This window comes from Arthrobacter sp. G.S.26 (assembly GCF_050847375.1).
Taxonomy (GTDB): domain Bacteria; phylum Actinomycetota; class Actinomycetes; order Actinomycetales; family Micrococcaceae; genus Arthrobacter.
In genome coordinates, this window is the sequence record NZ_CP193752.1 from 2,071,119 (window position 1) to 2,094,756 (window position 23,638).

19 protein-coding genes are annotated in these 23,638 nt (G+C 67.6%); 11 read left to right on the top strand and 8 right to left on the bottom strand.

From position 1 onward, the window contains the following. Positions 1-11: 11 nt before the first annotated feature. From ACRB8A_RS09360 to ACRB8A_RS09375, 4 genes are all read left to right on the top strand, one after another. A complete protein-coding gene (locus ACRB8A_RS09360) occupies positions 12-797 on the top strand; it encodes a sulfite exporter TauE/SafE family protein (protein ID WP_050687378.1) in 786 nt (261 codons plus the stop codon). A 7-nt stretch (positions 798-804) separates the two neighbouring features. After that, the gene (locus ACRB8A_RS09365) at positions 805-1,614 is read left to right on the top strand and encodes a TrmH family RNA methyltransferase (RefSeq protein ID WP_432245999.1); all 810 of its coding nucleotides are present in this window, start codon (positions 805-807) and stop codon (positions 1,612-1,614) included. Positions 1,615-1,767: 153 nt separating this feature from the next. Continuing rightward, the gene (locus tag ACRB8A_RS09370; RefSeq protein ID WP_050687374.1) at positions 1,768-2,025 is read left to right on the top strand and encodes a type B 50S ribosomal protein L31; all 258 of its coding nucleotides are present in this window, start codon (positions 1,768-1,770) and stop codon (positions 2,023-2,025) included. Between the two features lie 95 nt (positions 2,026-2,120). Continuing rightward, positions 2,121-3,218 carry a lipoate--protein ligase family protein gene (locus ACRB8A_RS09375; protein ID WP_432246000.1) on the top strand — a complete coding sequence of 366 codons (1,098 nt, stop codon included), beginning with the start codon at positions 2,121-2,123 and terminating at the stop codon, positions 3,216-3,218. A gap of 75 nt (positions 3,219-3,293) precedes the next feature. Here the strand turns inward: ACRB8A_RS09375 and pepN are convergent, their stop codons facing one another. Together pepN and ACRB8A_RS09385 are read right to left on the bottom strand one after the other, a co-directional pair. Continuing rightward, positions 3,294-5,894, bottom strand: a complete 2,601-nt coding sequence (gene pepN, locus ACRB8A_RS09380; protein WP_432246001.1) for an aminopeptidase N — start codon at positions 5,892-5,894, stop codon at positions 3,294-3,296. Positions 5,895-5,927: 33 nt separating this feature from the next. Further along, positions 5,928-6,980, bottom strand: a complete 1,053-nt coding sequence (locus ACRB8A_RS09385) for a YeiH family protein (RefSeq protein WP_432246002.1) — start codon at positions 6,978-6,980, stop codon at positions 5,928-5,930. A gap of 113 nt (positions 6,981-7,093) precedes the next feature. Here ACRB8A_RS09385 and ACRB8A_RS09390 point away from each other — a divergent pair, with 113 nt between their 5' ends. Genes ACRB8A_RS09390 through ACRB8A_RS09400 form a run of 3 tightly spaced genes read left to right on the top strand, consistent with a single transcriptional unit; the run spans position 7,094 to position 10,485 of the window. Then, on the top strand, positions 7,094-8,650 hold the full coding sequence (locus ACRB8A_RS09390) for a circularly permuted type 2 ATP-grasp protein (RefSeq protein ID WP_050687367.1): 1,557 nt from the start codon (positions 7,094-7,096) through the stop codon (positions 8,648-8,650). 60 nt (positions 8,651-8,710) lie between these two features. Further along, the gene (locus tag ACRB8A_RS09395; protein WP_018761308.1) at positions 8,711-9,637 is read left to right on the top strand and encodes an alpha-E domain-containing protein; all 927 of its coding nucleotides are present in this window, start codon (positions 8,711-8,713) and stop codon (positions 9,635-9,637) included. Next, positions 9,634-10,485 (top strand): transglutaminase family protein, encoded by an 852-nt coding sequence (locus ACRB8A_RS09400; protein ID WP_050687365.1) that lies wholly within the window; start codon positions 9,634-9,636, stop codon positions 10,483-10,485. The genes ACRB8A_RS09395 and ACRB8A_RS09400 overlap by 4 nt, the downstream gene beginning before the upstream one ends. A gap of 45 nt (positions 10,486-10,530) precedes the next feature. Here ACRB8A_RS09400 and ACRB8A_RS09405 read toward each other — a convergent pair whose 3' ends face one another. Together ACRB8A_RS09405 and glgC are read right to left on the bottom strand one after the other, a co-directional pair. Then, positions 10,531-11,982: an SDR family NAD(P)-dependent oxidoreductase gene (locus tag ACRB8A_RS09405; RefSeq protein ID WP_050687363.1), complete on the bottom strand. Its 1,452-nt coding sequence runs from the start codon at positions 11,980-11,982 to the stop codon at positions 10,531-10,533. An 84-nt stretch (positions 11,983-12,066) separates the two neighbouring features. Next, on the bottom strand, positions 12,067-13,464 hold the full coding sequence (glgC, locus tag ACRB8A_RS09410; RefSeq protein WP_050687360.1) for a glucose-1-phosphate adenylyltransferase: 1,398 nt from the start codon (positions 13,462-13,464) through the stop codon (positions 12,067-12,069). A gap of 101 nt (positions 13,465-13,565) precedes the next feature. On the opposite strand from glgC, the gene glgA reads away from it, so the two are divergent. Next, positions 13,566-14,774, top strand: a complete 1,209-nt coding sequence (gene glgA / locus ACRB8A_RS09415; RefSeq protein ID WP_050687359.1) for a glycogen synthase — start codon at positions 13,566-13,568, stop codon at positions 14,772-14,774. 83 nt (positions 14,775-14,857) lie between these two features. Here the strand turns inward: glgA and ACRB8A_RS09420 are convergent, their stop codons facing one another. Beyond that, entirely contained in the window at positions 14,858-16,960 is a 2,103-nt protein-coding gene (locus ACRB8A_RS09420; protein ID WP_056600370.1) for an acyl-CoA dehydrogenase, read from the bottom strand. A 1-nt stretch (position 16,961) separates the two neighbouring features. Beyond that, positions 16,962-17,681: a TetR/AcrR family transcriptional regulator gene (locus tag ACRB8A_RS09425; protein WP_231686116.1), complete on the bottom strand. Its 720-nt coding sequence runs from the start codon at positions 17,679-17,681 to the stop codon at positions 16,962-16,964. 61 nt (positions 17,682-17,742) lie between these two features. Here ACRB8A_RS09425 and ACRB8A_RS09430 point away from each other — a divergent pair, with 61 nt between their 5' ends. From ACRB8A_RS09430 to ACRB8A_RS09440, 3 genes are read left to right on the top strand one after another with little or no spacing between them, the layout of a single operon-like run. Continuing rightward, positions 17,743-19,098 carry an acetyl-CoA C-acetyltransferase gene (locus ACRB8A_RS09430; protein ID WP_050687355.1) on the top strand — a complete coding sequence of 452 codons (1,356 nt, stop codon included), beginning with the start codon at positions 17,743-17,745 and terminating at the stop codon, positions 19,096-19,098. 8 nt (positions 19,099-19,106) lie between these two features. Beyond that, entirely contained in the window at positions 19,107-20,447 is a 1,341-nt protein-coding gene (locus tag ACRB8A_RS09435; protein ID WP_056600367.1) for a 3-oxoacyl-ACP reductase, read from the top strand. Continuing rightward, complete coding sequence (locus ACRB8A_RS09440; protein ID WP_056600364.1) at positions 20,444-21,355, top strand: MaoC family dehydratase; 912 nt, start codon at positions 20,444-20,446, stop codon at positions 21,353-21,355. The genes ACRB8A_RS09435 and ACRB8A_RS09440 overlap by 4 nt, the downstream gene beginning before the upstream one ends. Here the strand turns inward: ACRB8A_RS09440 and ACRB8A_RS09445 are convergent. Both ACRB8A_RS09445 and ACRB8A_RS09450 read right to left on the bottom strand, forming a co-directional pair. Beyond that, entirely contained in the window at positions 21,352-22,485 is a 1,134-nt protein-coding gene (locus ACRB8A_RS09445) for an FUSC family protein (RefSeq protein ID WP_231686115.1), read from the bottom strand. The two genes, ACRB8A_RS09440 and ACRB8A_RS09445, sit on opposite strands and share 4 nt — an antisense overlap. A 27-nt stretch (positions 22,486-22,512) precedes the next feature. Continuing rightward, positions 22,513-23,628 (bottom strand): serine hydrolase domain-containing protein, encoded by a 1,116-nt coding sequence (locus ACRB8A_RS09450; protein ID WP_050687349.1) that lies wholly within the window; start codon positions 23,626-23,628, stop codon positions 22,513-22,515. Between the last annotated feature and the right edge of the window lie 10 nt (positions 23,629-23,638).

The window sequence follows — 23,638 nt, forward strand, 5'->3', positions numbered from 1 at the left end:
GAGCCTGCGGCGTGGACCTCCTCAGCAGCATCTTTGTGTCCATCGCCGGGCTCTGGGCCGGCACCATCAACGCGGTGGTGGGCTCCGGCACGCTGGTGACGTTCCCGGTGCTTATTGCACTGGGCGTGACCCCGGTGGTGGCGTCGATGTCCAATGCCATGGGCCTGGTGTTCGGCACGGCGGCCGGTGCGTTCGGCTACCGCCGCGAACTCAGGGGCCGCGGCCGGCAGCTGCTTAAGCTCCTGCCGGCGTCCCTGCTGGGCGGCATCTCCGGCGCGTGGCTGCTGCTGCACCTCCCCGAACAGGTGTTCCACTACGTCGCGCCGGTGCTGCTGGTCCTCGCGCTCCTGATGGTGGTGTTCCAGCCCCGGCTGCAGGCATGGGTCCGCAACCGCGAGTCCGATCCGGAACAGGCGGTCCGGGACAAACGGCACGGCCTGCTCCTGGTGGTGCTGGTGTTCCTGGCCGGGGTGTACGGCGGCTACTTTGTGGCCGCCCAGGGCATCCTCCTGGTGGGCATCCTGGGGGTCTTCCTCAAGGGCACCATCCAGAACGCCAACGCCATGAAAAATGTCCTGGTGCTCGGCGTGAACCTGGTGGCTGCCCTGTCCTACCTGCTCTTCGCCTTTGACCGGATCCACTGGCTGGTGGTCCTTCTGATCGCCGTCACCTCCACGGTGGGTGGACTGGTGGGCGCGAAAGTGGGCCGGAAACTGAAGCCCGCAGTGCTCCGCGGTGTGATCTTCGTCCTGGGCCTGGTGGCCCTGGGCTTTATGGTCGCCAACCTGCTGAAATAATCACCCCGTGACCCTCCACTACCTCGAGACCGCCGAAGACCCGCGCGTCTCCGACTACACCCAGCTCACCGACGTGCACCTGCGCAAGCTCCGGGAGCCCGCAGAAGGCATGTACATCGCCGAGTCCTCCCGGGTGCTGCGCCGCGCGTTGGCAGCAGGCCACCGGCCGAGGTCCTTTTTCCTGGCCGAAAAGTGGCTGGCGGATCTCCAGGACGTCCTGGCCGCCCACCCGGACGTGCCGGCCTTCGTCGGCACTGCCGCTGTGCTGGAGGAGATCACCGGATTCCACCTGCACCGGGGGGCCATGGCCGCCATGCAGCGGCCCGCGCCGGTGCCGTTGGCCACCATCCTCGCCGGCGCCCGCCGGGTGGCGGTCCTGGAAGACATCGTGGACCACACCAACGTCGGCGCCATCTTCCGTTCAGCGGCGGCCCTGGACCTGGACGCCGTCCTCGTTTCGCCACGGTGCGGGGACCCCCTGTACCGCCGCAGCGTCCGGGTCAGCATGGGTACCGTCTTCCAGGTGCCCTGGGCGCGGCTGACGGACTGGCCCGGCGACCTGGCAGTGCTCAAGGAGCACGGTTTCACCGTGGCGGCCCTGGAACTGACGGCGGACGCCGAGGACGTGGACGCGGTGGCGGTCCGGAACCCGGACAAGCTGGCGCTGGTCCTGGGAACGGAGGGTGCCGGCATGAGCCCGGAAACCCTGGCAGCCGTGGATCTTGCCGTGAAGATCCCGATGCGGCGGGGCGTTGATTCGTTGAACGTGGCGGCGGCGTCCGCGGTGGCTTTCTGGGAGCTCCGGGCGCGGCCCTGACCGCCGCGGCGCGTTCGTCAGTACGCGGCGCCTTCCGCTATGATGGGTAGCTGGTTGTCCTGCCATGCCAGCTTTCTGCTGCAGCAACGGCCAGCCATCCCATTCATACCTGGCATCTGGCAAAATCCAGTTGCGTTGAACAAAGGCCCCATTATGAAGTCGAACACCCACCCGAAGTACGAAGCAGTTGTTTTCAACGACCTGGCTTCCGGCGTTAAGTTCCTGACCAAGTCCACCGTTGGCTCCAAGAAGACCATCGAGTGGGAAGACGGCAACACCTACCCGGTCATCGACGTCGAAATCTCCTCCGAGTCCCACCCGTTCTACACGGGCAAGCAGCGCATCATGGACTCGGCCGGCCGCGTCGAGCGCTTCAACGCACGCTTCAAGGGCTTCGGCGGCAAGAAGTAACCCTTCGCCCCAGCAGTTCCCAGAACGCCCGCACCGGAAACGGTGCGGGCGTTCTGCGTTGGCGGGCCACCTCTTCCCTGGGGCAGGATGGAACCATGACCTCCGAACAGCTTTCAGCCAACGACCCTGCCGACGCCCGGAGCAGGCACGGCGAGTACAAAGTGCCGGGCGGCAAACTCGTGGTGGTTGACCTGGCCGTGGTTGACGGTGCGCTGGCCGACGTCTCCGTCAGCGGCGACTTTTTCCTGGAGCCGGATGAGGCCCTCCTGGACATCAACAGGGCACTCACCGGACTGCCGGAGACGACGCCGGCCGCTGACCTCGCCGCGGCCGTGACGGCCGCGCTTCCCGCCGCCGCAGTCCTGTTCGGCTTCTCCGCGGACGCCGTGGCCATCACCGTCCGCCGGGCCCTCGCGAAAGCCACGTCCTGGCAGGACCACCACTGGGACGTTATTGCCCCCACCGTGCTGCCCACCGAGATCAACGTTGCCCTGGACGATGTCCTCACCGAGGAAGTAGGCGCCGGCCGCCGCAACCCCACCCTGCGTTTCTGGGACTGGGAGGAACCCTCTGTGGTGATCGGCAGCTTCCAGTCGGTCCGGAATGAAGTGGACCCGGACGGCGTGGCGCGGCACGGCATCAAGGTGGTCCGGCGGATCAGCGGCGGGGGAGCGATGTTTATGGAGGCCGGCAACTGCATCACCTACTCGCTGTACGTCCCGCAGACCCTGGTGGACGGCCTGAGCTTCGCCGACTCCTACCCCTTCCTGGATGCCTGGGTCATGGCGGCCCTGGAGAAGATCGGCATCAGCGCCTACTACGTGCCGCTGAATGACATCACCACCGACCAGGGCAAGATCGGCGGCGCGGCCCAGAAGCGGCTGGCCAACGGCGGCATGCTCCACCACGTGACCATGAGCTATGACATCGACGCGGACAAAATGGTGGAGGTCCTGCGGATCGGCAAGGAAAAGCTGTCCGACAAGGGAACCCGCAGCGCCAAGAAGCGCGTGGACCCGCTCCGCCGCCAGACGGGCCTGTCCCGTACCGCCATCATCGCGGCCATGACGGAGGTGTTCGCCGAAAGGTACGGCGCCACCCCGACGGCGCTCACCCCAGCGGAGCTCACCACGGCCCGCGAGCGGGTCGAGCAGCGCTTTGGCACCGACGAATGGCTCCACCGGGTCCCCTGAGCGCCCCCAGGCACGGGTTCGCTGCGCAGGGACTGTCCCTGCGCAGCGAACACTCCACCCGCTGCGCAGGTTGGTTCAGGCCGCCTGCGCCGTGAGGGCCCGCAGCAGGTGGCTGCGCTGTTCGATGATGATCCGGCGCAGGGCGCGGGGCGCATCGGCGTTGGCTTCGAGCCAGCTGTCGGTGCGGCGCAGCACCGGGTGCTCCGCCGGCTCCGTACCAGGCGCCAGGTCCTGCGCGGACGGATACAGGCCCCTTACAATCCGGCTGGCAATCTCGATGCTGCGGCCGGCCCACACGCCCCGCAGGCAGTCGAAGTACCGCTCCACATAAGGAGCCAGCAGGTGGGCCGGCGCCGTGGTGAAGCCGCTGATGGTGGCGCTGAGGAGTTGGTTGGACAGCTCCTCGCCTTCCACTGCCGCGGCCCAGGCTGCGGCCTTTACGGCGGCATCCGGGCGGGCCGCCATGGCCGCGGCGTGGCCCGCGCGCCCGGACGCGGTGGTGTCCCGGGCCAGTTCGGCGGCCAGCTCCGCCTCCGTGGCGTGGCCCTGCGCGGCCAGGGCCAGCCACAGATGCCAGCGCAGTTCGGGGTCCACGGCCAGGCCGGGCACCGGTGAGGTGCCGGCCAGGAGTCCGGCGAGCCGGCCCCGCAGGGCGTCGTCGGTCCGGCTGAGGGTCCCCACCGTGCGTGCCCAGGCCAGCTGCTGGTCCGAGCCGGGAGCAGCCCGGTCCAGCTCCGCAGCGGCGGTGGCCAGGAACGAGGACCGGGCAGCGTCCCTTTCAGCGGCGGGTGTGTAGCGTTCGACGGCGGCACTGGCGTTGTCGAGGATGTTCAGCAGGACGCCGATCCCCGTCTCCGTGGGGCCGAACGACGCCACCGCGTCGATGTAGCGGAGCGCCGGGCTTTCGCCGTCCCGGGCCGAGTTCCACAACGCCGTCCAGCACAGCGCCCGGGCCATGGGATCAGCGATCCGGTCCAGGGACGCCAGGACCGTGGCGAGCGACTGCGGGTCCAGGCGGACCTTGGCGTAGGTCAGGTCGTCGTCATTGGGCAGCAGCAGGGCGGGCCGTGCCTGGCCGCTGAGTTCGGGAACGGCCGTCAGGTCACCGGCGATGTCGGTTTCCACACTTCCGGTACGCACCAGGGCGTCACCGTTGAAGTTGTAGAGCCCCAGCCGGAGCCGGTGCGGACGGGGGACGGACACGCCCGTGACGGGATCCGTGGCGTCCTGGCGCACGCTGACGGCCCCGAGCACCTGATCCGTTGTCGCAGCGGACATCTCCAGCTCCAGGGTGGAGATCCCGGAGGTCTGCAACCACTGCTGTGCCCAGCCGGCCAGGTCACGGCCGGAGGCTGCGCTGAGCGCCGCCAGGAGGTCAGCCAACGTGGTGTTGCCGTAGGCGTGCTCGCGGAAGTAGGCACGGGAACCCGCAATAAAGGCGTCAAAGCCCACGTACGCCACCAGTTGCTTCAGGACCGAAGCGCCTTTGGCGTAAGTGATGCCGTCGAAGTTCTGCTTGGCGGCTTCGAGGTCCGGGATGTCCGCCACGATCGGGTGCGTAGTGGGCAGCTGGTCCTGCACATAAGCCCACGCCTTGCGCTTGTTGGCGAAGTTGACCCAGGCGGAGTCCCAGTCGGTGGCCCGGTCAACACCGAGGGTGCCCATGTAGTCGGCAAAGGACTCCTTGAGCCACAGGTCGTTCCACCACAGCATGGTCACCAGGTCCCCGAACCACATGTGCGCCATCTCATGCATCAGCGTGTTGGCCCGGGCCTGGTACTGCGAGTCCGTGGCCCGCGACGTGAAGACATAGCTTTCCGTGAACGTCACCAGGCCCGGGTTTTCCATGGCGCCGAGGTTGTATTCGGGCACAAAGGCCTGGTCGTACTTACCCCACGGGTAAGGGAAGTCGAAGAGCGGGTTGAAGAAGTCCAGGCCGCTTTTGGTCAGCGTAAAGAGCGCATCAGCATCGAACGACGCCGCCATCGAGGCCCGGCAGTACAGGGCCAGCGGGACGTCCATGGCCGTGCCGTCCGCCAGCGTGGCCTGCCAGCGGTCCTCAGCCTTGAAATAGGGTCCGGCCAGCACGGTGGTGATGTAGGTGGACATCCGTTCGGTGGTGGCAAAGTCCCAGCGGGCAGCAGCCGGGTCATCGCCAAGTACGGTGCGGGCCGTTTCGACGCCATTCGAGGCCACCTGCCAGCCCGCAGGCGCCGTGACGTGGAACGTAAACGCCGCTTTGAGGTCCGGCTGTTCGAAGTTGGCAAACACCCGGCGCGCGTCGGCCGGTTCGTACTGCGTGTAGAGGTAGCACTGGCCGTCTGCCGGGTCCACAAAGCGGTGCATTCCCTCGCCGGACCTGCTGTACAGCGCCGTGGCCGTGACCACCACCTGGTTTTCCGCCTGGAGGTTCTCCAGCCTGATGCGGGCGCCGTCCGCCACCCCGGCGGGAAGTTCCACGCCGTTGAGCAGGACGCTGTGCACCTCGCCGATGAAGTCCAGGAACGTTGAACTGCCCGGCTCTGCGGCGGAGAAGGTGATGGTGCTTTGGGTGCGGTAGCCGGCAACATCCGGATCCGCCGCCTGCCTGACGTCCAGTGCGACGTCGTAGCTGGTGGTGCTGATCAGGGCTGAACGGTGGGCGGCTTCATCGCGCTGCAGATTCTCATGTGACACCCAGCTATCTAATCATGGGGCCGTCGGTCCGGATCAGCCGGCAATCAGGACGGCGGCGCCCAGGCCCAGCACGGCAATCAGCAGCCACGACGCGAGGGCGGCCAGGAGCGCCCGGCCGCCGGTCAGGAGCAGCGCCCGGATGCGGACAGCAGAGCCGAGGCCGAACAGTGCGGCCCCGAGCAGGATGTCCTGCAGCACCGCCCCTGCCTCCAGCCAGCCGTCGGACAGCCAGCCGGTGGACCGCAGCCCCACCATGGCGATGAAACCGAGGACAAACAGCGGGATCACAGGAGGACGCGCCTGCCCGCTTTCCGGGCTGTCGTCAGGCTGCCGCGCCAGCCGCTGGTGGGCGCCGGCGATGGCCACCACCGGGGCCAGCAGCAGCACGCGGGTGAGTTTTACGACGACGGCGATCCCGAGTGCCGCCGTGCCGGCCGTTTGCGCCGTGGCCACCACTTGTCCGACGTCGTGGACGGAGGCGCCGGTCCAGGCGCCGAAGACCGGGGCGGTGAGCTGGAGCGGATGGATCAGCAGGGGGAGGGCGCCGATGGCAAGGGTGCCGCAGAGGGTCACCAGGGCCACCGGCAGGACGGTGTCCACGTGCTTGATGCGGCGCACGGCGGCCATGGCACCAATTGCGGAGGCACCGCAGATCGAGAATCCGGTGGCCACCAGCAGGGCCGTGACCGGCGGCAGCCGGAACAGGCGCGAGATCAGGTACGTGCCGCCGAAGCTGGCAGCCACAACGCCGGTGATCAGGACCAGCGCCAGCCAGCCGAGTCCCAGCACGTCCATCACGCTGACCTTCAGGCCCAGGACCACAATCCCGCCACGCATCAGGTGCTTGCCGGCGAAGTCGAGTCCCGGCCTGCCGCGCCCGGCAGTAAAGGCGCCCGCCCACGGAAGGTTGGCGGTGAGGACGCCCAGCACCACGGCCAGGGTCATTGCGGGCAGGACCGGGACCAGCCTGTGGACCAGGAAGGCCACCGCCAGGGCTACGGCAGCGGCGGCGAGCCCGGGAAGCAGCCGGCGGGCACGACGGGGGCTCCCCGGTGGGGGTCGAAAACGGCTTCTGCTCGCTGGCACTCACCTACTGTGCCGGAAAACCTCCGGAATCCACGAACCCACACAGCCCCGCCAACACGCCAGAATGGGCCACAGTAATGAATTCGAAACAAAAAGGTGGTTGGCTATTGGACATGTCAGACCTATTCCAGGATTACTCCCAGGCCGCAGGCCGGTCCGGAGCCTACGACGAGATGTTCGCCCCCGGGCAGCAGGCACGGGACTCCTACGGGCAGGTGGCGGACGCCCTGCGGAAACTTTCCCTGGCTGATGTCAGCGCCCGCGCGGACTCGATGGCGCGCACGTTCCTGGACCGCGGAGTCACGTTCGATTTCGCGGGGGAGGAGCGGCCCTTCCCGCTCGACATCGTTCCCCGCGTCATTCCCGCCGCCGAGTGGGACGTCCTGGAGCGGGGCGTCGCGCAGCGTGTGCGCGCCCTGGAGGCTTTCCTCAACGACGTCTACGACAAGATGACTGTTGTGGCGGACGGTGTCATTCCCCGCCAGCTGGTCACCACCAGCGCCCACTTCCACCGCCAGGTCCAGGGCTTCGAACCCGCCGGCGGCGTCCGGGTGCACATTTCCGGCATTGACGTGGTCCGCGACGCCGCCGGTACGTTCCGGGTGCTGGAGGACAACGTCCGCGTCCCGTCCGGCGTCAGCTACGTCCTCGAAAACCGCCGCGCCATGGCCAAGGGCCTGCCCGAGGCTTTCGGCCAGCAGCTGATCCGGCCCGTCGAGGAATACCCACGCCGGCTGCTCTCCGCGCTGCGCAAAACGGCGCCGTCCGGTGTGGACGATCCCACCGTTGTTGTCCTGACGCCCGGCGTCTTCAACAGTGCCTACTTCGAGCACACCCTGCTGGCCGGGTTGATGGGTGTGGAACTGGTGGAAGGCCGCGACCTGATCTGCCGCGGCAACCGCGTGTACATGCGCACCACTGCCGGTGAGCAGCGCGTGGACGTCATCTACAAACGCATCGACGACGACTTCCTGGACCCGCTGCAGTTCCGGGCCGATTCCATGCTTGGCTGCCCCGGACTGGTCAACGCCGCACGCGCCGGCGGGGTGACCATCGCCAACGCCGTGGGCAACGGCGTCGCGGACGACAAACTGGTCTACAGTTACGTTCCTGACCTGATCCGCTACTACCTCAGCGAGGAGCCCATCATCGCGAACGTGGACACGTTCCGCCTCGAGGAGAAGGAAGCCCGGGAGTACACCCTGGACAACCTCGCAGAACTTGTGGTGAAGCCGGTGGATGGCTCGGGCGGCAAGGGCCTGGTGATCGGCCCCGATGCCTCCAAGGATGAACTGGATGCCCTGCGGCAGAGGATCATCGGCGACCCGCGCGGCTGGATCGCCCAGCCGGTCCTGCAGCTTTCGACAGTCCCTACCCTGAGCGGGGACAAGTTCGGTCCCCGGCACGTGGACCTCAGGCCTTTCGCAGTGAACGACGGCGACAACGTCTGGGTTTTGCCGGGCGGCCTGACCCGGGTGGCGCTCAAGGAGGGCTCCCTGATCGTCAACTCCAGCCAGGGCGGCGGCTCCAAGGACACCTGGGTCCTTGCCGATTCGCCGCAGGTCCCGGTGGAAACCCTGCCGCGGCAGGCCATCACCGTCCGCGAACGCGTGTCCGTGTGGCCCGTGGAGAGCAACTGGCGCGACCGCCAGTCGGAGCAGCAGCAGTGAACCGGCTCTTCGGAAGTTTCCCGTCTTTTTCCATGCAGGGCCTGCAGGAGGTTGCAACGAATGCTTAGCCGTATTGCCGAGTCACTTTTCTGGATCGGCCGTTATGTTGAGCGGGCCGACGGTACCGCCCGCATCCTCGACGTGCACCTGGAGCGGTTGAACCACCTGCCCATGGAGGAGCGCCGCAGCGTGGCCCAGGAGCTTCTGGCCGTGATGGGCGCCCGGCCACAGAGTGAGGACTTCGGCCTGCCTGAACTCCTGCACGCGCTGGCGTACGACAAAACCAGCGCCACGTCCATCGCAGGGTCCCTCGGGGCCGCCCGTGAGAACGCCCGGCGTGCCCGGGAAACAGTGTCTTCCGGGCTGTGGGAAAGCCTGAACACCACCTATTACGGGCTGAGCCAGCACCGCAAGGACGTGGTGGGCACCTACAGGTTCTGCAACTGGACCCTGGAGCGCACGGCAATGGTCAGCGGGCTCGCTGACACCACTGTCAGCCACGACGAGAGCTGGCTGTTCCTGGTCCTGGGCCGCTCCCTGGAACGCGCCGACATGACCGCCCGCATGCTGTCCACCCGCGACGTCCTGTCCGCGGGCATGTCCTGGGTGAACATGCTCCGGTGTGCAGGAGCGTACGAGTCCTTCCTGCGGACCCGGCGGGCTGCGTTCGGGGACCAGCACGCCGCCGAGTTCCTGCTGCTGGACCGGCTGTTCCCACGGTCCATCGTGTACGCCCTGCGGGACGCCGACGAATGCCTGGCGAAGCTGGACCCGTCAGCGCAGCGGGTGGGCTTCATCAACGACGCCCGCCGCATTGTGGGCCAGGCGCGCACGTTCCTCGAGTTCCACCGCACCGATGACCTGATGTCCGAACTGCCAGAACACATGGAGCGCGTGCAGAAGGCCGTTTCGCAGGCGTCCGACGCCATTTCCCGTAAGTACTTCAATCAGGCGGACGAACTGGCCTGGGTGGGAGAAGTTTCATGACCCGGCTCAGCATCGTCCACAGGACGGCCTACAAATACAACAAACGCGTCACCCTGTCCTACAACGAGGCCCGGATGACGCCGCTCACCGACGCCCAGCAGGTGGTCCTGGAATCCACCGTCAAGGTTTCGCCCACCCAGGCCGCGGTCAGCACGTACCGCGACTACTGGGGCACCCGGGTCACCGCGTTCGACATGCAGATGCCGCACGAGCACCTTGAGGTGGTCTCCAACATCACAGTGGAGGTCCACCGCGCTGAGAAGATCCCGTCCGAGTCGGACATTGTGGGTTGGGATGTCCTGTCCGCTCCGGAAACCCTTGACGTCCACAGCGACTGGCTCCCGCAGTCCAGGCTCAGTGGGCCCGGTTCCGAGGTGCTGGGCATTGTGCCGGCAGTGGTGGCGGGGAAGAACCCGCACGAGGCGGCGCTGGCCATTTTTGCGTGGATGCGCGGCGAGATGACGTACATGTCAGGCTCGACGGCGGTGACCACCAACGCGGAGGAAGCCTGGGGTCAGCGCCAGGGGGTCTGCCAGGACCTGGCGCACCTGGCCATCGGTGCCCTGCGCAGCTGCGGGATCCCGGCCCGGTACGTCTCCGGATACCTGCACCCGCGCTCCAGCGCCGGAATCGGCGAGACAGTGGCCGGGCAGTCGCACGCCTGGCTGGAATGGTGGGACGGGGCCTGGCGGAGCTGGGACCCCACCAACCATAAGCCCGCCGGGGACTTCCACGTCACCGTGGCCAGGGGCCGGGACTACCGCGACGTCCCGCCACTGAAGGGCATCCTGTCCGGTGGCGGCGGCTCGGCGCTGAGCGTCACGGTCGAGATCACGCAGGTAGCTTAGGGATACCGGTCCGGCGCCCCCCGTGTGGGGCGCCGGACCGTTCGCTTACCAGGGGCTGGGCTTGTAGTCCTTCAGGAAAACACCGTACTGGTCTTCGCCGTCCTCGCCCATCACGATGGGGTCGTAGACCCGCGCTGCGCCGTCCACCAGGTCCAGGGGAGCGTGGAAGCCTTCCTCCATCAGCCGGACCTTGGTGTAGTGCGGCCGCTCGTCCGTGATCCAGCCGGTGTCCACGGCGGTCATCAGGATGCCGTCCGAGTCCAGCAGCTCCTGGGCGCTGGTGCGGGTCATCATGTTCAGGGCCGCCTTGGCCATGTTGGTGTGCGGGTGCCCCGGACCCTTGTAGGCGCGGGAGAACTGGCCTTCCATGGCGGAGACGTTCACGATGTATTTGCGGTGTGCAGTGGACCGGCGCATGGCGTCCCGCAACCTGCTGACCAGCAGGAACGGTGCTGTGACGTTGCAGAGTTGGACTTCGAGCATTTCCAGCGGATCCACCTCGTCCACCACCTGGGTCCAGCTGTTGATCCCGGCCAGGTCCGGGACCAGGCCGCCGGCGTCGATGGCTGTTCCTGCCGCGATGCGTTCCAGCGACGCGGACCCCGTGGACAGCGCCAGCGACGTGATGGCGTCCCCTGCCAGGACAGGGTGCTCCATCACGCTGCCGGCAAGGGCCAGCGGGTGCTTGTCGTGGGCGTGCCCGAAGGTCAGCAGTTCCGGGCCACCGTTGGCGGGCTCCAGGGCAGCAGGCAACGGCTCGTCCTCGGCGTCCACCAGGGGCTTGTAGGCATTGCCTGAACGGCGGACGGTCTGGGCCGCGTTGTTGATGATGATGTCCAGCGGACCGGCCTCGTTGAGGGAATCGGTCAGGGCCATCACCTGTGACGGGTCGCGGAGGTCGATGCCCACGATCCGCAGCCGGTGCAGCCATTCGCCGCTGTCCTCCATGGCAGCGAACCGGCGGGCGGCGTCCTTGGGGAACCGGGTGGTGATGGTGGTGTGGGCGCCGTCGCGGAGCAGCCGCAGGGCGATGTACATGCCGATCTTGGCGCGGCCGCCGGTGAGGAGGGCGCGCCTGCCGGTGAGGTCGGTCCGCGCGTCCCGCTTGCCGTGACTGAACGCCGCGCACTCGGGGCACAGCTGGTGGTAGAAGGCGTCCACCTGGGTGTAGTGGTTTTTGCAGATGTAGCAGGGCCTGGACCTGATGAGGTGGCCGGCCACGTCTCCGGTGGCCGAGGGCGCCAGCTTGTTGCCCCGGGTTTCGTCGTCGATGCGGTCCGGCGCGGCAGTGGCGGTCAATGCGATGACGGCCCGGTCGGCCTCGGAGATCAGGTCCCGCTTGGAAACACGGCGGTGCCGCTTCACGGCCTTGAACATTTTCCCCGTGGCCCGGCGCACCGAGATGTAGTCCGGGTGCTCCTCGTCGTAGGCGTGGATGGTGTTCAGGACCTTCAGGCAGGCCTGGATTTCCTCGGGCGACAGATCGGGGGAGCTCATTCGATCAATTTTACAGCCTGGCCCCCGGGCCGGCCGCACGGCTGGTGCCGCGCTGCCGGACCCGGTGCAAGGCAGGGAAAAACGCTACCGCTGGGCGGCGTTTGCCGCCGCGGCAGCATGGTTTTCGCCCACCCGGCCCACGGCGCCGCGGACATCCGGGTATCTGTCAGCGGCGGCCATCACGGACTTCGGGATCCTGTCCAGGTGCTCCGCGGCAAGCCGGCGCTCGTCGTCGCCGGGCTCCGGGACCAACTGGCCTTTGGCCAGGACGGTGATCCCGGAATCGGTGACCTTGTAGCCGCGGGCACGGTCCAGGTCGGCGTCCAGGCCGATGGCTGCCCCCGCGGGTACCTTCACGTTTTTGTCGAGGATGGCACGGTTGATCACGGCGCCTTCGCCGATCGTGACCTTGTCCATCAGGACGGAATCGATGACCCGGGCACTGGTTCCCACCTTGACGTCGTTGGAGAGGACGGAGCCTTCCACCACGCCGCCGGAGATGACCGCGCCGCTGGAGACGATGGAGTCGAGTGCGGTGCCCACGGTGTCGTCCCGGCCGCGGACAAACTTGGCCGGCGGGGAGATGCTCTGCCGGGTGTAAATGGGCCATTCGGAGTTGTACAGGTTAAACACCGGCAGCGGGGAGATGAGGTCCATGTGGGCGTCGTAGAACGAGTCGATGGTGCCGACGTCGCGCCAGTAGGTGCGGTCCCGTTCCGTGGAACCCGGGATGTCGTTGAGGGTGAAGTCGTACACGCCGGCTTCGCCCTGGTTCACGAAGTAGGGAATGATGTCCCCGCCCATGTCGTGCTTGGTGTCCAGCCGTTCGGCGTCCACGTGGAGGGCCGCGACCAGCGCGTCGGCGTCGAAAACGTAGTTGCCCATGGAGGCCAGGAACTGGGACGGATCAGCGGCGAGGCCGGGGGTGCTGGCCGGCTTCTCCACAAAGGCGGAGATCTTCTGCGGGTCGTTGGGGTCCACTTCGATGACCCCGAACTGGTCCGCCATGTGCAGGGGCTGGCGGACGGCCGCGACCGTGGCCTTGGCCCCGCTGTTGACGTGCTGGGCCACCATCTGGGAGAAGTCCATCCGGTACACGTGGTCCGCGCCCACCACAACAACGATGTCGGGGTTGGAGTCGTGGATCAGGTTCAGGGACTGGTAAATGGCGTTGGCGCTGCCCAGGAACCAGCTCTTGCCCACGCGCTGCTGCGCGGGGACGGAGGCAACATAGTTGCCCAGCTGCGTGGACATCCGCCAGGTCTCCGAGATATGTCGGTCAAGGCTGTGCGATTTGTACTGCGTGAGGACCACAATCTGCAGGTAGCGCGAATTCACCAGGTTGGAAAGGGCGAAGTCGATCAGGCGGTAGCTTCCCGCGAAGGGGACGGCCGGTTTGGCGCGGTCCGCCGTCAGCGGCATCAGCCTGTTGCCCTCGCCGCCTGCGAGGACAATGGCCAGGACTTTTTTGTTCAACGGCATGGTGGTCGCTCCTGTACGCCTTCGTAACTCCCAAGACAGTCCGGTTGGCCCGGACTCCTTCACACTAGAACAGTTAAGCGTGAACGACTACCTTGGGTGTTGTGCGAATAGACATTGTGACTAAAGAGTTTCCGCCGGAGATCTACGGAGGCGCCGGAGTCCACGTGGCAGAACTGAGCAGGGTGCTTAGTAAGCACGTTGACCTGCAGGTTCGTGCCTTCGGGGCACCGCGCGACGCCGACTACCATGGGGCGGCGGTGACGTCCTATGCGGTCCCTGAAGACCTGGGCAGTGCCAACGCCGCTGTGCAGACGCTCGGGGTGGACCTGCGGATAGTACCCGATATCGCCGGGGCGGACCTGGTGCACTCGCACACCTGGTACGCCAACATGGCAGGGCACCTGGCGGGTCTGCTGCACGGCATCCCGCACGTCCTCAGCGCGCACAGCCTCGAGCCCCTGCGGCCGTGGAAGGCCGAGCAGCTCGGCGGCGGCTACGCCCTGTCTTCCTGGGTGGAGAAAACCGCCTACGAAGCCGCGGCCGCCATCATCGCCGTCTCGGAGGGCATGCGGCAGGACATCCTGCGCAGCTACCCGGAGGTGGACCCCGCCAAGGTGCGGGTGGTACACAACGGCATCGACGTTGAACTGTGGACCCGGGACGAAAACGACGACGCCGTCCGCGCCCTGGGCATCGACCCCGCCAGGCCCAGCGTGGTCTTCGTGGGCCGCAACACCCGCCAGAAGGGGGTTCCGTACCTCCTGCGGGCAGCGGCGAAGCTGCCGGCGGAAGTCCAGCTGGTTCTTTGCCTTGGCGCCGCGGACACTCCAGAGCTGGCCGCTGAAACCGCCCGCCTGATCGAAGAGCTGCAGGAGCAGCGCACCGGCGTGGTACTGATCGAGCGGATGCTTCCCCGGCATGAGCTGATCCAGGTCCTCAGCCATGCCACCGCCTTCGCCTGCCCCTCCATCTACGAGCCGTTGGGCATCGTCAACCTTGAGGCCATGGCCTGCGGAGCTGCCGTGGTGGCCAGCGCTACCGGCGGCATTCCCGAGGTGGTCCAGCATGGTGAGACGGGCCTGCTGGTTGACCTTGAGCAGGTCACGGACGGAACCGGCACCCCGCTGGACCCGGAGAAGTTCGTCACCGAGTTCGCTGCAGCGCTCACCGAGGTGGTGTCCGATCCGGAGCGTGCCCGGGCCATGGGCAAAGCCGGCCGGTTGCGTGCGGAACAGCACTTCTCGTGGGAATCCATCACGGAAACCACCCTGGAGGTCTACCGCTCAGTCCTCCCGGCCCAAGGCCAGTAACGTCCTGACGACGACGGCGCCGTTCCCCTTGGGTGGGAGCGGCGCCGTCGTTGTTTGCGGCCGTTGCTGTTGCGGGCGTCCGGTCAGGCCGGGTGCCGGGCGTCTGCCCTGCGCTGCCCGGCGGCGCGGGCGATCAGGACCTTTTCGTCCATCGGGGACCGGCCGCTGGCGCGGCTGGCCCGGAAGTAGGCCCGGGCTTCGTCCTGGCGTTCCTTCTCTGCGCCCGTGGCGATGGCAGCCCTGATGTGCTCGTCGCCGTATCCGAAGGCAGCCACGAGGTCCAGGGCGTGCGGCCGGATTTTCACCAGCAGCCTGTTGATGTAGTCACCCACGGTGCGGCCGCGCTGCATGGAGAGCCTGCCGTTCATGAGGTACCAGGACAGGTTCTTCTCGATCAGGGACAGCCCGAACAGGTCACGCAGCCAGGTCAGCACCTTTTTGGTGCCCGGGTCCTCGACATCCGCCAGTGCGTCGGTGAAGGCTTCCCACTGCAGGAGTTCGGCGTGCGCCTGGGCGGCGTCGATGAGTTCATTCTGGTGCTGGTTGAACAAAGCCGCGCCCTGCTCCTGCGGAAGTTTGTTGCTTCCCTTCAGGGCTGCGCCCATCCCTGCCACCATTGTCTGCACCCGGTCTGTAAGCAGGGCGCGTTGGCCTTCCTCGTCCCGGAGGGCGATGGCGGCCCGCTGCACGGAGCCGGTGTCGGCCATGAACTGGGCCACCTGCCGCAGTCCGGTGCGGTGGATCGCGGCGCCGGTGGCCTGTCCCACCACGTACCGCGCCAGGACGCCGAAGTCGACGTTCCGGAATTCCTTGGCGTAGTCGGCCAGGAGGCGCTTGGCCACCAGCTGCAGCAGCACGGTGTTGTCGCCTTCAAAGGTGGCGTAGACATCCAGGTCCGCCCGGAGCGAGGCGAACCGGTTTTCGGCGAGGAACCCGGCGCCGCCGCAGGCCTCGCGGCATTCCTGCAGGGTGTCGAGGGCGTGCCAGGTGCTGAGGGGCTTCAAGGCGGCGGCGAGGGTTTCCAGGTCCTGCCGGTCCTCATCGGTGTCGTGGGCGCCGGAGAAGACGTCGTCGAACTTCTGCAGCAGCTGTTCGTGCGCGAAGCTGGCGGCATAGGTTCCGGCGAGCCGGGTAAAGAGCCGCTTCTGGTGGCGCTGGTAGTCCAGCAGCACTTCCTCGTCCGTGTGCGACGAGGCGTTGAACTGGCGGCGTTCGGTGGCGTAGCGGATGGCGGCCGTCAGGGCCACCTTGGAGGCTGCGACTGCTGCCCCGTCCAGGGACACCCGGCCCTGGACCAGGGTTCCGAGCATGGTGAAGAAGCGGCGGCCTGGGCTGGCGATGGGGGACGTGTAGGTTCCATCCGCTGCGACGTCGCCGTAACGGTTGAGGAGGTTGGTGCGGGGGACCCTGACGTTGGTGAAGTGCAGCCGGCCGTTATCGATCCCGTTGAGGCCGCCCTTGATGCCGTCGTCCTCGCCGCCGACGCCTGGCCGGAACGCACCTGTCTTCGGGTCCCGGAGCTCCACGTAAAAGGCGTGGACGCCGTGGTTCACGCCGTTAGTGATGAGCTGTGCAAACACCACCGCTGCCAGGCCGTCGATGGCGGCGTTGCCGATGTAGTCCTTCCACGCGGCACGGAACGGGGTGTTGAGCACAAATTCCCCGGCGGCGTTGTTATACGTTGCGGTGGTGGCGATGCTGGCCACGTCCGAGCCGTGACCCGTTTCGGTCATGGCGAAGCATCCGGGGATGTCCAGGTTCATGATGCCGGGCAGCCAGTTTGTGTGGTGGGTTTCGGTGCCCAGGTGCATCACGGCGGAACCGAACAGACCCCATTGGACGCCTGCCTTGATCTGCAGCGACGGGTCGGCCACCACAAGTTCCTCGAACCCGGCAATGTTCCCCCCGTGGTTGTCCGCCCCGCCCAGGTGGGCCGGGAAGGCCCGGTGCACGGCGCCGTTGTCCACCAGGAACTGCAGTTGGCCCGTCACGCGGGTCCGGTGTTCGGTGTGCGTCAGGCCTTCGGTCTTGTGCAGTTCCGGCCGGCCGGCCAGGTCGCGGGCCTGGTGCCGGATCGCGGCCCATTTGCCCAGCAGCTGTTCCCCGAGCGCTGCGGTGTCCACGGCCGGCTGCGCCGTGGGGGTGCCGGCGCCTAAGGTGGCGGAACGGTCAACTACGTCAGTCATGTCAGTCCTTCGTTGGTAGTGACAGGGAGTTGTGGATGGCTGGCGGGGCGGGCAGGTCTGAGGCGACGCCCACGCAGAGCCAGGTGGTGATTTGGCGGGCCATGGCTTCCTGGCCCGGTTTGGCGGGAGAGTCAGGAGTGCCAAGCCACTGTTCGCCGGCATTGCGGACCAGCCCGATCGCAGCCTTCGGCCAGTAGCCGATGACCGCTTCCTTGCCTTCACCCAGGTGGGAACGCATGGGCACGGCGATCATGTCGGCGATCGCATCGAAGAAATGGCCCAGCGCGCCCGGGGCTGCCGCAGACCCGGGGGTGGCGTCCGGCTCGCCCACGCCGTAGCGGGTCACAAACGAGTACACGTTGGGGCTGGTCTCCGCCATTTGCAGGTAGGCGGACACCATGGCCAGCAGTCCCTCCCGCGGCACCTGGGCGCCTTGTGCTGCTTCCTGGATGCGGCGCTGCATCTGCCGGAGAACCACTTCGCCCACCGCCTGCTGGAGCCCGGCCTTGTCCCCGAAGTAACGGTAGAACACGGACTTCGACGTTCCGGCCGCCGTCGCGATGTCCTCCATGGAGGCATCACTGCCCAGGGTGTGCACGGCGCGGCGTGCGGCCTTGATCAGTTCACGGCGCCGTTCGTCCCGGTGGTTCTGCCAGCGGGAGGAGCGTCCGTCGGGGCTGCCGGCCGCGGTATCGCCGGCGCCGGGTTCCTGGATGTTCACGATACCCAGCGTATCAGGTACGCTGGGTATCGGTAACCGCCCCGTGACCAAAGGAGACCCCATGTCCAGTGTTGGACAACCCACAGCAGGCCCCGCCAAAACCGGCTCCGCAGGTGCAGCAGCCGTCCGTCGCGCAGTGATCGTGGGCGGCAACAGGATCCCGTTCGCCAGGTCCGGGGGAGCGTACGCAAAGTCCTCCAACCAGGACATGCTCACGGCAGCGCTGGACGGACTGATCGCCAGGTTTGGCCTGCAGGACGAGCGGCTGGGCGAGGTGGCGGCAGGTGCCGTCCTCAAGCACTCCCGCGACTTCAACCTGACCCGCGAGGCTGTGCTGGGATCCGCGTTGTCCGCCGAAACCCCCGCCTACGATCTGCAGCAGGCCTGCGCCACAGGGCTTGAAACCGTGGTGGGACTGGCCAACAAGATCAAGCTGGGCCAGATCGAGTCTGCGATCGCCGCAGGAGTGGATTCCGCCTCGGACGCCCCTGTGGTGGTCAGCGAAGGCCTGCGCGCCGTCATCCTGGACCTGAACCGGGCCAGGACCATCCCGCAGCGCCTCCAGATCCTCAGCCGGCTCCGGCCCAAGGACCTGGCACCCTTGGCGCCCGGCACCGCCGAGCCACGGACCGGCCTGTCCATGGGCGAACACCAGGCCCTCACCACGGCGCAGTGGAAGATTTCCCGCGCGGCCCAGGACGAGCTTGCGTTCAACAGCCACCGCAACCTGGCGGCTGCCTACGACGCAGGCTTCTTCGACGACCTCGTCACCCCCTACCGCGGCCTGGCCCGCGACGGCAACCTGCGCGCAGATACATCGCTGGAAAAGCTGGGCACCCTGAAGCCCGTGTTCGGCAAGGGCCTTGGCGCGGACGCCACCATGACGGCGGGGAACTCGACACCCCTGACGGATGGTGCCGCCACCGTCCTGCTGGCCTCCGACGAATGGGCTGACGCCCACGACCTGCCCAAGCTCGCCGCAGTGGTGGACGCCGAGGCCGCAGCCGTTGACTTTGTGCATGGCAAGGACGGCCTCCTGATGGCACCTGTTTTCGCCGTTCCGCGCCTCTTGGCCCGGCAGGGGCTCACCCTCGACGACATCGACTTCTTCGAAATCCACGAAGCCTTTGCCGCCACCGTGCTCAGCACCCTGGCGGCCTGGGAGGACGAGGAGTTCTGCCGGACCCGGCTGGGCCTGCCCGGCGCGTTGGGCAGCATCGACAGGAGCCGGTTGAACGTCCACGGTTCCTCGCTGGCCGCAGGGCACCCGTTCGCGGCCACCGGTGGCCGCATTGTGGCCTCACTGGCCAAGATGCTGCACCAGAAGGGCAGCACCGAAGGCCGCCCCGCGCGGGGCCTGGTGTCCGTCTGCGCTGCCGGCGGCCAGGGCGTCGTCGCCATTCTCGAATCTCTGTAGGGGACACCATGACCGACAAGTACACCCAACTGGTCAATCAGGGCCTCGGCAGGAACCTGGCCAAAAAACTTGGCCTGCCGCAGCCTGCTTTCCTGCGCCGGTACCAGCCGGGGCAGCCGCTGATCACCGGGCCTGTCCTGGTGCAGGGCAGCACCCCGGGCGCCGACAGCCTCGCTTCCGAGCTCCTCACCTGGGACCTGGACGTCCGCCGGCACGCGGTGCCCCGCGAACGGCTCGGCGCCATCATCCTGGTCCTGGACGACGTGGTGACGCCGGAGGACCTTGCCGGCCCGGTCCTGGTGGTGGCCGCTTCCCTCCGTGACCTCGGACCCGGCGGGCGGGTCATCACCGTGTCACGGCCGGCGTCGGACACCGCCGATCCCGCCGCGGCTGCCGCCCGGCAGGGCGTGGACGGGTTCCTCCGCTCGCTGGCGAAGGAACTGCGCCGCGGGGCAACCGGAAACGGCGTGCTCCTGGCCCCGGACGTGGCACCCACCAGTCCCAGCGCGCTGGCTGCCGTGCGGTTTTTCCTGTCCGGCCGCTCTGCCTTCGTCGATGGCCAGTTCATCACCGTGACGGGCACGGGCGGCGATCCCCAGGACACCCCTGACCGGCCGCTGGCAGGCAGGACCGCCGTCGTGACCGGCGCCGCGCGCGGCATCGGCGCCGAGATCGCCAGGACCCTCCACCGTGACGGCGCCACCCTGGTCCTGGTGGACGTCCCGGCCGCCGGTGACCGGCTGGCCGCCGTCGCCAATGAGGTCCGCGGCACCGCCCTGCAGCTGGACATCACCACGCCCGGTGCCGGCCAGCTCATCATCGACCACGCCGTGCAACGCCATGGCAGCCTGGACGTCGTCATCCACAACGCTGGCATCACCAGGGACAAACTGCTCGCCAACATGGACGAGGCGAAGTGGAACTCCGTCATCAACATCAACATCGCGGCGCAATTGCGGATCAACGAGGCGCTGCTGGCATCGGAGCATTTCCGTACTGCACCGCGGATCGTCTCCCTGGCCTCGACCAGTGGCATCGCAGGCAACAGGGGCCAAACCAATTACGCGGCATCCAAAGGCGGCGTGATGGGCATGGTGCGTGCCACCGCGCCGCTCATCGCAGCTTACGGCGGCACCATCAACGCCGTGGCACCGGGCTTCATCGAAACGGACATGACGGCCCGGATTCCGGTGGCCCTGCGTGAACTGGGCCGCCGGGCCAACTCGCTCCAGCAGGGCGGCCAGCCCATCGATGTGGCCGAAGCGATCGCTTTCCTGGCCAGCGGTGCCGCCGGCGGCATCAATGGCCAGGTACTCCGGGTCTGCGGGCAGAACCTGGTGGGAGCATGAGCACCGGCCAGCCGGTGATCCTGGGCGAGATGCCGTCGTTGTCCAAGCTTTATGTCAACGCCGCAGCCCAGGCTGCGCGCCGAAGGATCCTGGGTGCGCACGACCTTCCCGCCCTTCCCGGGGACAGCCATGAAGTCCGCGGTGTGGCGGTGGATGTAGGCAACCTCACCGCCTACCAGCACCTGGTGGGGGAGACTGCCAGTGACGTGCTTCCCGCCGGGTTCATCCACGCACTCTCCTTTCCGCTGGCCATGAGTGTGCTGAACCGGGACGACTTCCCGCTCCCGTTGCTGGGGATGATCCACCTCAGCAACACCGTGGAGAACCTGCGGCCCCTGGTCTTCACCGACACCCTGGATATGACGTCCCGGGTGGAAAACCTGCGTGGACACCGGGCCGGAACCCAGGTGGACGTGGTGACTGAAGTGCGGCAGGCCGGACGTGCGCTTCCCTGCTGGCGGGGCGTCTCCACGTACCTCGCCAAGGGTGTGTTCCTGCCCGGCATCGACAAGCCATCCACTGCCCCGGCACGCCCGGACTTCACCGCCCCGGATCCCACGGCGTCCTGGCAGCTGGGAGTCGACACAGGCCGGGCCTACGCGGCCGTGTCCGGTGACTTCAACCCGATCCACCTGAGCGTGCTGTCCGCCAAGGCCCTGGGCATGCGGCGGTCCATCGCGCACGGCATGTACCTGGCCTCAAGGGCACTTGCGGATGTGGGCCCGGCCCGCGGGGATGCCTTCACCTGGGACGTCAGCTTCGACGCACCGGTATTCCTGCCCTGCCGGGTGGCGTTGGAAATCAGGTCCACCCACGGCGGGGGTGCCGAACCGGGCAGGTCCGACTTTGTGGCCTGGAGCCCGAGGTCCGGGCGCCGCCATTTCGCGGGGTCGGTGACTGCGCTTTAGTTGGGGGGCCGCAGGGCCCGGAGGATCCGGTGCAGGCTGAGGAGGATTGATTCCGAGGCCGGAACCATCTCCGGTTCCGCCTCACGGCCGGCGGTGGAGGCCATGCAGGCTTCCACCGCCGTCCGCGCTGCATCGAAGCCTTCCGAGTCGAAGCCCACAGCCTTGCCGTCGGCTTTTACGTCGGCTGAGGCGGTGAGATAGCTGCCCGTCGCGGTCATCGCGTCCGCCAAGGGACCGCTGTCCTGCACCGGAACGTCGTATGGCACGTCGCTGTCCCAGATCACGTCGGTGAGGACGTCCGTCATGTCCTGGATGTGGAAGGTGACCCGTTCCAGGTTCCGCAGGTCGCGGTAGTCGCCCTCCACGTCGCGGGGATGCAGCTTCCGCCGCGGATTGGCCCGGCGGCTGGCATCCGCTTCCTTGACCAGGTGCCGCACGGACCTCGCAGCCGCCGCAAGCTCCTCCGAACGGCTGGACCACTCCTCGTGTTCGGGCGGCCACTGCTCCTTCAGGGCCGAGCCCATGTCCGTGAGCTGCCGGCCCAGGGCGCGGCGCAGGTCGGCCAGGCTCGAGGCGGCGGCGTTCAGGTGCAGCGGTGGAAAGATCAGGAAATTGACGCCAATGCCCACCGCCACGCCGGCGCCCATCTGCACCAGGTAGCCAAACGAGAAGTCGTCCGGATTGCTTCCGCCCACCAGCAACACCAGCAGGGCCGCCGTCGGAATCCAGTCGCTGCCTGAGCCGATCAGCGGCAGCCCGCCGAGCAGGACCCCGATGCCCATAAAAACGGCAACTGTCAGCGGGGAGGGGTCTGTGACGTTGACCAGGATGAATGCGAGGCCGATGCCAAGCGACAGGCCGATCAGTGCCTGCAGTCCCTGCCGCACCGAGCCGGCCACGTTGTGGTACATCGCCACGAGGGCGCCGAGGGGTGCGTAGTAGGGGTACTGCGCTGCGGCCCCAGGCATCAGGGGCGCTATCAGGAACGCCAGCCCCGCCGCGAGGGCGGCTTTGGCCGCCAGCTGGAGGCGCTGGGCCGCGAAGGCGGCCGACAAGCCGGTGACTGCCTGTTTCAGAAGCTGGGTTCCCCGTGCCCACCTGACGTTGTTACGTGCTGGAGCTTTATGCATCAGCCCCACAGTAGGGCCGGGGGCGGCCTACGACAAGGTGGCGGCAGCTGACCGGCGGACCTCCGCGGCCAGCCGGTGGGCTTTGCCCGGCGTGCGGCCTTCCTCCGCACGCCGCGGAATGTAGCCATAGGACAGGGCGTAGGCGGGGTCCGCGAAACCCAGGGCCGCGTTGGCGCCTTCGTGACCAAACGCACGGTGGCTGCCGAAATTCCGCGTGGGGTGCGGTTTCATAAAAACAACCGCGAAGGCGTTGTCCTGTCCGGAGGACCGGTCCAATCCCCAGACCTGCTCCTGGGCCATCGCCTCGATGGTCCCGGGCTGCAGGAAAGCAGCACCGCCGTCCACCCCCGTGGCGGCGGCAGCGTAGAGCCGCGCCAGCCCTTCGGCTGAGCCAACACCACCGGCAGCCGACATGCCTGCCGCACGGACAATCCGGAGGTTGGGCAACTCCATGATGGTGCTTACCGGAGCGTTGCCGTTCAGGCCTTCCAGGCTCAGGGGGTCCAGCCAGATCTGGTCCTCCGGGGCAGCTGCGTACAGCACGTCGCGGTACCGGTGTTCGTGGTCCCCGGGAAGGCCCAGGAAGAAGTCCACACCGTGCGGGGTACGGATCAGCTGGTTGTACAGCTCCTGCAGGGACCGGCCCGCGGTGCGCCGGCACAGTTCCTCCATGATGATTCCGATGGTAAGGGCGTGGTAGCCGAACTGGCTGCCGGGCCGCCAGGTGGGACGGGCGGCGGCCAGCCGTGCGGCTCCGGCGGCTGTGGTGAAATCCTCGAGGGCAATTCCGCCCGCCAAGCCCATCAGCCCGGCCTGGTGCGACAGCGCCTCGCGGACCAGCAGCCGGTCCTTGCCGTGCACTGCAAATTCCGGCCAGTAGTGCGCGACGGCGGCATCCAGGTTAAGCAGCCCGTCCTGCACCAGGAGTGCAATCACCATGGCGGCAACCCCCTTGGAGCAGGAATAGGCCCCGGTCACCGTGTCCGGGGCCATGTCCGGGCCGCCGGTGAGGCGGACCACAACTTTTCCGTGGTGGTAGGCCGCCACCTGGGCGCTGTAGTCCGGGTCCGCTGCCAGGAAGGAGTCAAAGAGGTCCCGGACGCTTTCATAACCGGGAGCGGCAAAGCCTGACGAAATCTGCATCCTGCCAGTC